This is a genomic window from Kluyvera sichuanensis, assembly GCF_040930405.1.
In the GTDB taxonomy this organism is placed as follows: domain Bacteria; phylum Pseudomonadota; class Gammaproteobacteria; order Enterobacterales; family Enterobacteriaceae; genus Kluyvera; species Kluyvera sichuanensis.
Genome location: NZ_CP162271.1, coordinates 3,674,564 through 3,687,185, shown reverse-complemented (window position 1 = coordinate 3,687,185; position 12,622 = coordinate 3,674,564). Strand labels below are relative to the sequence as shown.

The window sequence follows — 12,622 nt, the reverse complement described above, 5'->3', positions numbered from 1 at the left end:
TTGCATGAATAATTTAATTAGAATAGTGTTTGTTGTTTTTTATCTTATTTGTATTGTGCTGATTTATTTATCTATGGTGGATAAATATGATGTTGTATACGATATGGAATCGGCACTTCCTCAAGGTTCACTCAATAATAGTAGTGATAATGGGAGGGTTTTTAGTGGGTTAATACTATCACTTATCGTTATAGCTCAAGGCGCTTTTTTTTATTTTGAAAAATCCAGGGAGTGGAAATGGGGTACAGGAATCATGACAGCATTTGCATTTCTGTTTTTTTTCATTAAGTAAGGCTTATTTAGGTTTTTACAAACTATTATCTACATAATTATCTTGCGCTTTACACCTTCCCCTCTTGCAACATCAAGCGGGTGGTGAAAAAGAAAACCCGAATTAACAGCAGGTTAATTCGGGTTTGATGGCTTACTTACCAATACAGAAGCTGGAGAAAATCCTACCGAGCAGATCGTCGGAGGTAAATTCCCCGGTGATCTCACTCAGGCTCTGCTGCGCCAGGCGCAGCTCTTCTGCCAGCAACTCTCCGGCCCAGGCGCCAAGCAGCTGGGCTTTACCCTGCTCCAGGTGCTCGGCGGCATCGGAAAGCGCCTGCAGGTGGCGACGACGTGCCAGGAAGCCGCCTTCCATGTTGTTTTCGAAGCCCATGCTCTGTTTGAGATGGTTACGCAGCACGTCGACGCCTTCGCCGGTACGCGCGGAGAGACGCACAAGTGAGTGGCCATTTACTTCACTGAGCCCCAGCGTTTCGCCGGTGATATCGGCCTTGTTACGCACGACGGTGATCGGCAGGTTTGCCGGCAGACGGGCGATAAAGTCCGGCCAGATGTCAGCAGGGTCGGTGGCGTCGGTGGTGGTGCCGTCGACCATAAACAGCACGCGGTCGGCCTGCTCAATTTCCTGCCAGGCACGCTCGATGCCGATACGCTCAACTTCATCGTTGGCATCGCGCAGACCGGCGGTATCGATAATATGCAGCGGCATGCCGTCAATGTGGATATGTTCGCGCAGCACGTCGCGGGTGGTACCTGCGATGTCGGTGACGATAGCCGCTTCACGGCCCGCCAGGGCGTTCAACAGGCTCGATTTCCCGGCGTTCGGGCGGCCAGCAATCACCACCTTCATCCCTTCGCGCAGCAGGCTGCCCTGACGCGCTTCGGCGCGCACGGCGTCGAGATCGCCCATCACCGCATTCAACTGCGCTTCGATTTTACCGTCGGAGAGGAAATCGATCTCCTCGTCCGGGAAGTCGATCGCCGCTTCAACGTAGATGCGCAGGTGAGTGAGGGCTTCCACAAGGTGGTTAACGCGTGCCGAGAAGGCACCCTGAAGCGAGTTCAGCGCGGAGCGTGCTGCCTGTTCAGAGCTGGCATCGATCAGGTCGGCAATGGCTTCTGCCTGAGCCAGGTCGAGCTTATCATTTAAAAATGCGCGTTCGGAAAACTCACCGGGGTTGGCAATGCGCACGCCCGGCAGCGTCAGAATACGTTTTAGCAGCAGGTCGAGGATCACCGGGCCACCGTGGCCCTGAAGCTCCAGCACGTCTTCACCGGTGAACGAGTTTGGGCCTGGGAACCATAGCGCAATGCCCTGATCCAGCGCGCTGCCGTCGCTGTCTTTGAACGGCAGGTAATCGGCGTAGCGCGGTTTAGGCAGTTTGCCCAGCACCGCCTGCGCGACATCTCTCGCCTTCAGGCCGGAGATGCGCAGAATGCCCACACCACCGCGTCCCGGTGGGGTGGCCTGGGCGACGATAGTGTCGTTTTGGCTCATGGTTTGTCTCTACTGTGTCGCAATAAAAAAAGGCGGTCATTCGACCGCCTTCCATTTTAGCTCGTGCTCAACCGAATCAGGATTTTTTCTTCTCGCGGCTATGCAGGCCACGTTTTTCCAGACCACGGTAAATCAGCTGCTGCTGAATGATGGTGACCAGGTTGCTGACGATGTAGTACACCACCAGACCAGATGGGAACCACAGGAAGAACACCGTGAAGATGACCGGCATAAAGGTCATGATCTTCTGCTGCATCGGGTCGGTCACGGTCGTCGGAGACATCTTCTGAATGAAGAACATCGTCGCGCCCATGATGATCGGCAGGATGTAGTACGGGTCTTGTGCAGACAGGTCGTGGATCCACAGGATAAACGGCGCATGACGCAGTTCAACCGAGGCGCTCAGCATGTAGTACAGCGCAAGGAAGATTGGCATCTGGATAATCAGCGGGAAGCAGCCACCCAGTGGGTTAACTTTTTCCGCTTTATACAGGGCCATCATTTCCTGGCTTTGACGCTGTTTGTCGTCGCCCAGACGCTCACGCATTGCCTGAATCTTAGGCTGCAGCATACGCATCTTCGCCATGGAGGTGTACTGCGCTTTGGTCAGCGGGTACATGATGCCACGAACGATAAAGGTGATAACGATGATGGAGAAGCCCCAGTTACCCAGGAAGCTATGGATCCACTTCAGCAGTTTGAACAGCGGCTGAGAGATGAACCACAGCCAGCCGTAGTCAACGGTCAGGTCCAGGTGCGGCGCAACGGCAGCCATTTTATCCTGAATTGCTGGGCCGACCCACAGGGTGCTCTGCAGTTTATCTGCCTGACCTGGCTGTACCAGAACCGGCTGAGATTTGTAGCCGATAGCCACTACGCCGTTACCGAGGTTAGCGGTGTAGAAGTTATTGGTACCGTTGTTCTGTGGAACCCATGCAGTAGTGAAGTACTGCTGCAGCATGGCAACCCAACCGTTTTTGGTGTTGGTGTTCAGGTTCTCGTTATCAACGATGGTATCGAATTTATATTTTTCGTATTTCGAATCAGACGTTGAGTACGCTGCGCCACGGAAGGTGTGCATTGTAGACAGGCCACCAGACTGTGTATCGCGACTGGTTGGCAGTGCTGCCGTCTGCTTCAGCTGACCGAAGGTAGAGACTTCCAGCGGTTTCTCGCTGGCGTTCTTCACGTCATAGCTGACGTTCACCGCATAATCACCGCGTTTCAGGGTGAAGGTTTTGGTGAAGACGTTGCCTGCTTTATCGGTATAGGTCAGCGGAATGACGATTTCGTTCTGGCCATCGGCCATCACAAACGCATCTTTATCGACGTTATACAGCGGACGCGGGCCGTTAGCCGGGTTATCCGGGCCATCACGACCGGTTAAGCCGCTCTGTGCCTGATAGACAAACTGTGGGGTGGTTTCCAGTAACTGGAACGGTTCGTCAGATTTCAGCGCTTTCGGGTAAGCCGGAAGCAGCGCTTGCTCAATATCACCACCGCGAGTGTTGATAGTCAGCTCAAGCACATCAGTTTTAACCGTAATCAGTTTCCCTTGGCCACTGGCCGGTACGCCCTGGTCTGCGGCGCTACCCGCTGCTGTGGTCGTAGTCTGCGTGGTCTGCTGCTGGGCTTGAGGATTGTTATCCTGCTCCCAGGCTTGCCAGATCATGAAAGACACGAACAACAAAGCGATGATAAGGAGATTGCGTTGCGAATCCATCGTTAGTGTTCTCTGGTATCAAATGGTCCAGGCGGGACGGGGTCGTCACCACCAGGGTGTAAAGGGTGGCATTTTAATACGCGTTTCACTGTCAACCAACTGCCTTTTATCACTCCAAACCTGCGCAATGCCTCAATTCCGTATTGAGAACAGGTTGGCGTGAAACGACAATGCGGCCCGAGTAGCGGACTAATCAGGCGCTGATAGACCCGGATAAGGCCTATCAGGACCCGCGAGCCAGGCGACAATGGCGGCGCCATAATTTTTCCAACGCTTCCGAGAGAGCACGGTTATCGAGGTCGGCAACCCCTCTCTTTGCCACCACCACGAAATCCATTGGCGGGAGTTCATGCTGACGCAAACGGAAACTTTCACGCGTCAGACGTTTAATCCGATTGCGTTCATGTGCGCGTTTGACGTTTTTCTTGGCGACGGTGAGACCGATACGGGGATGCCCCAGCGAATTCAGGCGGCCGAGAATGGTGATTTGCGGCGTGCCAGCCCGTTGTGGCTGCTGGAAGACGAATGTGAAATGAGTGGGAGTTAACAAACGTAACTCCCTGGGAAATGCTAGCTTAACCACTCGAGGGGTTAGCTTTATTACTTAGAAACGGTCAGACGAGAACGGCCTTTAGCACGACGACGTGCCAGAACCTGACGACCATTTTTAGTAGCCATACGAGCACGGAAGCCGTGAGAACGGTTGCGCTTCAGTACAGACGGTTGAAAAGTGCGTTTCATGGCGATTTCTACCTAAACTTGAATAAATTCAATGGCTTTATTGGATATCCGAACGAAAATCGAACGATGGACACCGAAGCCATGGGTGATTAAAGAGGCCGGATTGTAATAATTGTACACTCCGGAGTCAATTCTCTTTCCTTATTTACCGCGTAAAAAACCACGTATCACCGCAGTTTTTCGCCCGGTAAATGAGCAGCGTCCTTCACCAAAATTCGCGCAGAACATGCCGGGTGGGGGATTATACGGCCTGCCCATTAAAGCGCAAGGATCATCCTGGATCTTTGTTAGATCATTTAAGCAGAAATTTGTCGCTAGTCATTAATTTTTCCAATATGCGAAGGAAATCGTGCCTTCTCTTTATCGGGATCGTTTACACTTAGCGCTTGCCGGATCCACCTGTGGATAAATCGGGAAGAATCTGTGAGAAACAGAAGATCTCTGGCGCAGTTTACGCTATGATCCTCGGCCCGATCGCGATCGGTGGATCGTAAAAGGGGAAAGTAACCGCGTCATTTCAGCACCGCGTCTGAAGGGCGCCGTTGAAAACCGCAGATAGCGGTTCGCACGTCACCCGCTTGCATCGGGTCTTTTCGACGTGTGCCAAAAATCACGAATTTTTAATCTTATACACAGCATTGTTCGGGCTGCATCTATGCAGCAACTGAATGAGTCCCCGACAGTATTCAGTTTCACTGGCGGCAGGATCGTCAGAGGTAGCCTGCAGGTTTGCCTGGAGGATGATGTGTATCGACTTTTTTCGAGTGGAGTCCGCCGTGTCACTTTCGCTTTGGCAGCAATGTCTTGCCCGATTGCAGGATGAGTTACCAGCCACAGAATTCAGCATGTGGATCCGCCCATTGCAGGCGGAACTAAGCGATAACACGCTGGCACTGTATGCGCCAAATCGTTTCGTACTTGATTGGGTTAGAGATAAATACCTCAATAACATCAACGGCCTGCTGAATGATTTCTGCGGTTCTGATGCCCCGCAGCTGCGCTTTGAGGTTGGCACTAAGCCCGTCACCCAGACCTTAAGAGAGACGGCGAACGTCAGCGCCCCGGCCCAGATGGCCCAGGTTCATACCCCGCGCGTTGCCCCGGCACCGCGTGCAGGATGGGATAACGTCCCGGCGCCTGCCGAGCCTTCCTATCGCTCTAACGTCAACGTTAAGCACACCTTTGATAACTTCGTTGAAGGTAAGTCGAACCAGCTGGCCCGCGCGGCGGCGCGTCAGGTGGCAGACAACCCTGGCGGCGCCTATAACCCTCTGTTCCTCTACGGCGGCACCGGTCTCGGTAAAACGCACCTGCTGCACGCGGTGGGCAACGGCATTATCGCCCGCAAACCGAACGCGAAAGTGGTGTATATGCACTCCGAGCGCTTTGTCCAGGACATGGTAAAAGCCCTGCAAAACAACGCGATCGAAGAGTTTAAACGCTACTATCGTTCAGTGGATGCCCTGCTGATCGATGATATTCAATTCTTCGCCAACAAAGAGCGCTCTCAGGAAGAGTTCTTCCACACCTTTAACGCCCTGCTGGAAGGTAATCAGCAGATCATCCTCACGTCGGATCGCTATCCGAAAGAGATCAACGGTGTAGAAGATCGTCTGAAGTCCCGCTTTGGCTGGGGCCTGACGGTGGCCATTGAGCCACCTGAGCTTGAGACCCGCGTCGCTATCCTGATGAAAAAAGCCGACGAAAACGATATTCGTCTGCCTGGCGAGGTGGCGTTCTTCATTGCCAAGCGTCTACGCTCTAACGTGCGTGAGCTTGAAGGGGCGCTGAACCGCGTTATCGCCAACGCCAATTTTACCGGCCGGGCGATCACCATCGATTTCGTGCGCGAAGCGCTGCGCGACCTGTTAGCGCTGCAGGAAAAGCTGGTCACCATCGACAATATTCAGAAGACGGTGGCGGAGTACTACAAAATTAAAGTCGCGGATCTGCTCTCCAAACGACGTTCTCGTTCGGTAGCGCGTCCGCGCCAGATGGCGATGGCGTTGGCGAAAGAACTCACCAACCACAGTCTGCCGGAGATTGGCGATGCGTTTGGTGGCCGTGACCATACCACCGTGCTGCACGCCTGCCGTAAGATTGAACAGCTGCGTGAAGAAAGCCACGATATCAAAGAAGACTTTTCCAATTTAATCAGAACATTGTCGTCGTGATCCTATGAAATTTACCGTAGAACGTGAACATTTATTAAAACCGTTACAACAGGTGAGTGGCCCGTTAGGCGGGCGTCCGACATTGCCGATTCTGGGTAACCTGCTGCTGCAGGTCGCGGACGGCACGCTGTCGCTGACCGGTACCGATTTGGAAATGGAAATGGTAGCGCGCGTGGCGCTGCTGCAGGCACATGAACCGGGCGCGACTACCGTTCCGGCGCGTAAATTCTTTGATATTTGCCGTGGCCTGCCGGAAGGTGCTGAGATTGCTGTACAGCTGGAAGGCGACCGTATGCTGGTGCGTTCTGGCCGTAGCCGCTTCTCGCTCTCTACGCTGCCTGCTGCCGACTTCCCGAACCTGGACGACTGGCAAAGCGAGGTTGAGTTCACCTTGCCGCAGGCGACCATGAAGCGCCTGATTGAAGCCACTCAGTTCTCGATGGCGCATCAGGACGTTCGTTATTACTTAAACGGCATGTTGTTCGAAACCGAAGGTGAAGAACTGCGTACCGTAGCCACCGACGGCCACCGTCTGGCGGTCTGCTCCATGCCTATCGGGCAATCGCTGCCGAGCCATTCGGTGATCGTGCCGCGTAAAGGGGTGATTGAGCTGATGCGTATGCTCGACGGTGGCGATACGCCGCTGCGCGTGCAGATCGGCAGCAACAACATCCGCGCGCACGTCGGTGACTTTATCTTCACTTCCAAGCTGGTTGATGGCCGTTTCCCGGATTATCGCCGCGTATTGCCGAAGAATCCGGACAAACATCTGGAAGCCGGCTGCGATATTCTCAAGCAGGCCTTTGCCCGCGCGGCGATTCTCTCTAACGAGAAATTCCGCGGCGTGCGCCTGTTTGTCAGCGAAAACCAGCTGAAAATTACCGCTAACAACCCAGAGCAGGAAGAAGCAGAAGAAATTCTGGATGTTTCCTACCCGGGCACCGAGCTGGAAATCGGCTTTAACGTCAGCTACGTGCTGGACGTTCTGAATGCGCTGAAGTGCGAGAACGTGCGCATTCTGCTGACCGATTCCGTATCGAGCGTACAGATTGAAGATGCCGCATCACAGTCGGCTGCCTATGTTGTTATGCCAATGAGACTGTAATGTCGCTCTCCCGCCTGTTGATCCGCGATTTTCGCAATATCGAAAACGCGGATCTCGCGTTATCTCCTGGCTTTAACTTCCTGGTTGGCGCTAACGGCAGCGGCAAAACCAGCGTGCTGGAAGCCATCTATACGCTCGGCCATGGCCGGGCGTTTCGCAGTTTGCAGATTGGCCGCGTTATCCGCCACGAGCAGGAATCATTTGTCCTGCACGGTCGCCTACAGGGCGCGGAGCGTGAAACCTCTATCGGTCTGACCAAAGACAAGCAGGGCGACAGCAAGGTGCGCATCGACGGTACCGACGGCCATAAAGTGGCCGAACTGGCGCTGCTGATGCCGATGCAGCTGATTACGCCTGAGGGGTTTACTTTACTCAACGGCGGCCCCAAATATAGACGAGCGTTCCTTGATTGGGGATGCTTCCACAACGAAGCCGGATTCTTCAACGCCTGGAGCAACCTGAAGCGGTTGCTCAAGCAGCGCAACGCCGCGCTGCGCCAGGTGAGCCGCTACGCGCAGCTTCGTCCGTGGGATATGGAACTTATCCCACTGGCCGAGCAAATCAGCCGCTGGCGCGCGGAATACAGCGCCGGTATCGCCGAAGATATGGCGGATACCTGCAAACAATTTCTCCCGGAGTTCTCTCTGACCTTCTCCTTCCAGCGCGGCTGGGAAAAAGAAACTGACTATGCCGAAGTGCTGGAGAGAAACTTCGAACGCGACCGTATGCTGACCTACACGGCACACGGCCCACACAAGGCGGACTTCCGCATTCGCGCCGACGGCGCGCCGGTGGAAGACACCTTATCGCGCGGGCAGCTTAAGCTGCTGATGTGCGCGCTACGCCTGGCACAGGGCGAGTTTTTAACTCGCGAAAGCGGGAGACGCTGCCTGTACCTGATAGATGATTTTGCCTCGGAACTTGATGACGCGCGGCGTGGCCTGCTGGCCAGCCGTTTAAAAGCTACACAGTCTCAGGTTTTCGTCAGCGCGATCAGCGCTGAACACGTTCTGGACATGTCGGACGAAAATTCGAAGATGTTTAACGTGGAAAAGGGTAAAATAACGGATTAACCCAAGTTTAAATGAGCGAGAAACGTTGATGTCGAATTCTTATGACTCCTCCAGTATCAAAGTCCTGAAAGGGCTGGATGCGGTGCGTAAGCGCCCGGGTATGTATATCGGCGACACGGATGACGGCACCGGTCTGCACCACATGGTATTTGAGGTTGTGGATAACGCTATCGACGAAGCGCTCGCTGGTTACTGCAAAGATATCGTTGTGACTATTCACAGCGATAACTCCGTTTCCGTACAGGATGACGGCCGTGGTATCCCAACCGGTATTCACCCGGAAGAGGGCGTTTCTGCTGCGGAAGTCATCATGACCGTTCTGCACGCAGGCGGTAAGTTCGACGATAACTCCTATAAAGTCTCCGGCGGTCTGCACGGCGTGGGTGTTTCCGTAGTTAACGCCCTGTCCCAGAAGCTGGAACTGGTTATCCAGCGCGATAACAAAATTCACCGTCAGATTTACGCGCACGGCGTGCCGCAGGCACCGCTGGCCGTGACCGGCGATACCGAAAAAACCGGTACTATGGTGCGTTTCTGGCCGAGCTACGAAACCTTCACCAACGTCACCGAGTTCGAATACGAGATCCTGGCAAAACGCCTGCGCGAGCTGTCGTTCCTGAACTCCGGCGTCTCTATTCGTCTGCGCGATAAGCGTGACGGTAAAGAAGACCATTTCCACTACGAAGGCGGCATCAAGGCGTTCGTTGAGTACCTCAACAAGAACAAAACGCCAATCCACCCGAATATCTTCTATTTCTCCACCGAAAAAGACGGTATCGGCGTCGAAGTTGCGCTGCAGTGGAACGATGGCTTCCAGGAAAACATCTACTGCTTCACCAACAACATTCCACAGCGTGATGGCGGTACTCACCTTGCAGGCTTCCGTGCGGCGATGACTCGTACCCTGAACGCCTACATGGACAAAGAAGGCTACAGCAAAAAAGCGAAAGTCAGCGCCACCGGTGATGATGCCCGTGAAGGCCTGATTGCGGTGGTTTCTGTGAAGGTACCGGATCCGAAATTCTCCTCTCAGACCAAAGATAAACTGGTCTCCTCCGAGGTGAAAACGGCGGTAGAACAGCAGATGAACGAACTGCTGAGCGAATACCTGCTGGAAAATCCGTCGGACGCGAAAATCGTGGTCGGCAAAATTATCGACGCGGCACGTGCGCGTGAAGCGGCGCGTAAAGCCCGTGAAATGACCCGCCGTAAAGGCGCGCTGGACCTCGCTGGCCTGCCGGGCAAACTGGCAGACTGTCAGGAACGCGACCCGGCGCTGTCTGAACTGTACCTCGTGGAAGGGGACTCAGCGGGCGGCTCTGCGAAGCAGGGGCGTAACCGTAAGAACCAGGCGATTCTGCCGCTGAAGGGTAAAATCCTCAACGTGGAGAAAGCGCGCTTCGACAAGATGCTCTCCTCTCAGGAAGTCGCCACGCTGATTACCGCGCTGGGCTGCGGCATCGGTCGCGACGAGTACAACCCGGACAAACTGCGTTATCACAGCATCATTATCATGACCGATGCGGACGTCGACGGCTCGCACATTCGTACGCTGCTGTTGACCTTCTTCTATCGTCAGATGCCGGAAATCGTTGAACGTGGCCACGTCTACATTGCACAGCCGCCGCTGTACAAAGTGAAAAAAGGCAAGCAGGAACAGTACATCAAAGATGATGAAGCGATGGACCAGTACCAGATCTCCATCGCGCTTGATGGCGCAACCCTGCACACCAACGCCAGCGCACCAGCGTTAGCGGGTGAGCCGCTGGAAAAACTGGTTGCCGAGTTCAACGCGGCCCAGAAAATGATCAACCGTATGGAACGTCGCTTCCCTAAAGCGCTGCTGAAAGAGCTTATCTATCAGCCAACGCTGGTGGAAGCTGACCTGTCCGACGAACAGAAAGTGACGCGTTGGGTGAACGCGCTGGTGACCGAGCTGAACGAAAAAGAACAGCACGGCAGCCAGTGGAAGTTTGATATTCAGCACAACGTTGAACAGCAGCACTTCGAGCCGATTATTCGCGTCCGTACCCACGGCGTAGATACCGACTACGTGCTGGACAGCGAGTTCGTTAACGGTGGCGAATACCGTCGTATCTTCACGCTGGGCGAGAAACTGCGTGGCCTGGTGGAAGAAGATGCGTTCATCGAACGTGGCGAACGCCGTCAGCCGGTTTCCAGCTTCGAGCAGGCGCTGGATTGGCTGGTGAAAGAGTCCCGTCGTGGTCTGGCTATCCAGCGTTATAAAGGTCTGGGCGAAATGAACCCGGATCAGCTGTGGGAAACCACCATGGATCCAGACAGCCGCCGCATGCTGCGCGTAACCGTGAAAGATGCGATTGCCGCTGACCAGCTGTTCACCACCCTGATGGGTGATGCCGTTGAGCCGCGTCGTGCCTTTATCGAAGAAAACGCCCTGAAAGCGGCGAACATCGATATCTAATCCGTGTGGTCGACCGGCCAATGCCGGAAAACCAACGCCAAAAACGCCTGAATTTTTTCAGGCGTTTTTTTATGCCTGTCCCCCACGAACTATACTTCTCTACGTCTTCTCTTAACCGTCATTCTGAGGTGGAAATATGGGGCTTTTTGATGATGTCGTAGGCTCGCTGCTCAGCGGCGATGCGGGTAAATATCAGGCTATCCTGAGCTGGGTAAACGAGCAGGGCGGGATTCAGGCGCTGCTGGAGAAGCTGCAAAGCGGCGGGCTTGGTGACATTGTTTCATCCTGGATAAGCAATCAACAGAGTAATCAATCGATTAGCAGTGACCAGGTCGTCTCGGCGCTTGGCGCGCCCGCCGTGTCGGATCTGGGGGAAAAGCTGGGCACCGATGCCAGTTCTGCCTCAACGATGCTGGCGGAATATCTGCCGAAAATCGTCGATGCGCTGTCGCCAAAAGGCGAAGTGGACCCGCAGGCGCATAACGATTTGCTGTCAGCGGGCATGGATCTGCTGAAAGGCGGCAAGCTCTTCGGTTAACGATGCGGCAAAAGGGGAGCACGCTTCTTGCGTTGTATCCCCGTTTTAAGCGCGGTTGGCTACTGTTTTTTGAGCTAAACCGAGTTAGCATGAGAACAGACTCATCTAACCTGGGGATCTCATGGCTATTAAACTTATTGCAATCGACATGGACGGAACATTGCTGTTACCGGACCACACTATTTCTCCTGCGGTAAAAAATGCGCTGGCTGCAGCACGTGCAAAAGGGGTTAACGTGGTCCTGACCACCGGGCGTCCGTACGCCGGTGTGCACAGCTACCTGAAAGAGCTGGGGATGAATGAGCCGGGAGATTACTGCATTACCTATAACGGCGCGCTGGTGCAGAAAGCCGGCGACGGCAGCACCGTGGCGCAGACCGCGCTGAACTACGATGACTACCGCTTCCTGGAAGAACTGTCGCGCAAAGTGGGTTCCCACTTCCACGCGCTGGACCGCAATACGCTGTACACCGCGAACCGTGATATCAGCTACTACACCGTGCACGAATCCTTTATCGCCACCATCCCGCTGGTCTTCTGCGAAGCCGAAAAAATGGACCCGGCAACCGAATTCCTCAAGGTGATGATGATCGATGAGCCGGCCATTCTGGATAAAGCGATTGCCCGTATCCCGCCGGAAGTCAAAGAGAAATACACCGTGCTGAAAAGCTCGCCGTACTTCCTCGAGATCCTCGATAAGCGCGTGAACAAAGGTACCGGCGTGAAGTCGCTGGCCGATGTGCTGGGCATCAAGGCGGAAGAGGTGATGGCCATCGGTGACCAGGAAAACGACATCGCGATGATTGAATACGCGGGCGTTGGCGTGGCGATGGATAACGCGATTCCGGCGGTGAAAGAAGCGGCGAACTTCGTCACTAAATCAAACCTGGAAGACGGCGTTGCCTGGGCGATTGAAAAGTACGTCCTGTCCTGATTTTCCCGTTGCCCGGCATCGTCCGGGCACTAACCTTAAGATTGTTTGCAAACTTGTTATTGTATTATCAGGTGTGAAACCGCACGGAAGTCCCCCAAATTA

At 54.3% G+C, this 12,622-nt stretch carries 12 protein-coding genes; 7 read left to right on the top strand and 5 right to left on the bottom strand.

Annotation, left to right across the window (positions count from 1 at the left end; all coding sequences use genetic code 11):
* Positions 1-4 precede the first annotated feature (4 nt).
* Positions 5-292 carry a hypothetical protein gene (locus AB2B48_RS17745; RefSeq protein WP_368299745.1) on the top strand — a complete coding sequence of 96 codons (288 nt, stop codon included), beginning with the start codon at positions 5-7 and terminating at the stop codon, positions 290-292.
* 132 nt (positions 293-424) lie between these two features.
* On the opposite strand, the gene mnmE is transcribed toward AB2B48_RS17745, so the two are convergent.
* The 5 genes from mnmE to rpmH all read right to left on the bottom strand — a co-directional run bounded on the left by mnmE (position 425) and on the right by rpmH (position 4,253).
* The gene (gene mnmE / locus AB2B48_RS17740; RefSeq protein WP_333497948.1) at positions 425-1,789 is read right to left on the bottom strand and encodes a tRNA uridine-5-carboxymethylaminomethyl(34) synthesis GTPase MnmE; all 1,365 of its coding nucleotides are present in this window, start codon (positions 1,787-1,789) and stop codon (positions 425-427) included.
* Between the two features lie 76 nt (positions 1,790-1,865).
* Positions 1,866-3,512 (bottom strand): membrane protein insertase YidC, encoded by a 1,647-nt coding sequence (gene yidC, locus AB2B48_RS17735; RefSeq protein WP_185668153.1) that lies wholly within the window; start codon positions 3,510-3,512, stop codon positions 1,866-1,868.
* Positions 3,513-3,514: 2 nt separating this feature from the next.
* On the bottom strand, positions 3,515-3,772 hold the full coding sequence (gene yidD, locus AB2B48_RS17730) for a membrane protein insertion efficiency factor YidD (RefSeq protein ID WP_015703903.1): 258 nt from the start codon (positions 3,770-3,772) through the stop codon (positions 3,515-3,517).
* Positions 3,736-4,095, bottom strand: a complete 360-nt coding sequence (rnpA, locus tag AB2B48_RS17725) for a ribonuclease P protein component (protein ID WP_034881900.1) — start codon at positions 4,093-4,095, stop codon at positions 3,736-3,738. The genes yidD and rnpA overlap by 37 nt, the downstream gene beginning before the upstream one ends.
* A gap of 17 nt (positions 4,096-4,112) precedes the next feature.
* The gene (gene rpmH / locus AB2B48_RS17720) at positions 4,113-4,253 is read right to left on the bottom strand and encodes a 50S ribosomal protein L34 (protein ID WP_003849659.1); all 141 of its coding nucleotides are present in this window, start codon (positions 4,251-4,253) and stop codon (positions 4,113-4,115) included.
* A 776-nt stretch (positions 4,254-5,029) separates the two neighbouring features.
* Here rpmH and dnaA point away from each other — a divergent pair.
* The 6 genes from dnaA to yidA all read left to right on the top strand — a co-directional run bounded on the left by dnaA (position 5,030) and on the right by yidA (position 12,520).
* Positions 5,030-6,427 carry a chromosomal replication initiator protein DnaA gene (dnaA, locus tag AB2B48_RS17715; RefSeq protein ID WP_185668152.1) on the top strand — a complete coding sequence of 466 codons (1,398 nt, stop codon included), beginning with the start codon at positions 5,030-5,032 and terminating at the stop codon, positions 6,425-6,427.
* 4 nt (positions 6,428-6,431) lie between these two features.
* Positions 6,432-7,532 (top strand): DNA polymerase III subunit beta, encoded by a 1,101-nt coding sequence (dnaN, locus tag AB2B48_RS17710; protein WP_035896448.1) that lies wholly within the window; start codon positions 6,432-6,434, stop codon positions 7,530-7,532.
* A complete protein-coding gene (gene recF, locus AB2B48_RS17705; protein ID WP_220440788.1) occupies positions 7,532-8,605 on the top strand; it encodes a DNA replication/repair protein RecF in 1,074 nt (357 codons plus the stop codon). Before dnaN ends, recF begins: the two co-directional genes overlap by 1 nt.
* Positions 8,606-8,633: 28 nt before the next feature.
* Positions 8,634-11,048, top strand: coding sequence for a DNA topoisomerase (ATP-hydrolyzing) subunit B (gene gyrB / locus AB2B48_RS17700; RefSeq protein WP_368299744.1), 2,415 nt, complete (start codon positions 8,634-8,636; stop codon positions 11,046-11,048).
* A 136-nt stretch (positions 11,049-11,184) separates the two neighbouring features.
* Positions 11,185-11,586, top strand: a complete 402-nt coding sequence (locus AB2B48_RS17695; RefSeq protein WP_123650970.1) for a YidB family protein — start codon at positions 11,185-11,187, stop codon at positions 11,584-11,586.
* A 121-nt stretch (positions 11,587-11,707) separates the two neighbouring features.
* Complete coding sequence (gene yidA, locus AB2B48_RS17690; RefSeq protein WP_185668149.1) at positions 11,708-12,520, top strand: sugar-phosphatase; 813 nt, start codon at positions 11,708-11,710, stop codon at positions 12,518-12,520.
* Positions 12,521-12,622 lie beyond the last annotated feature (102 nt).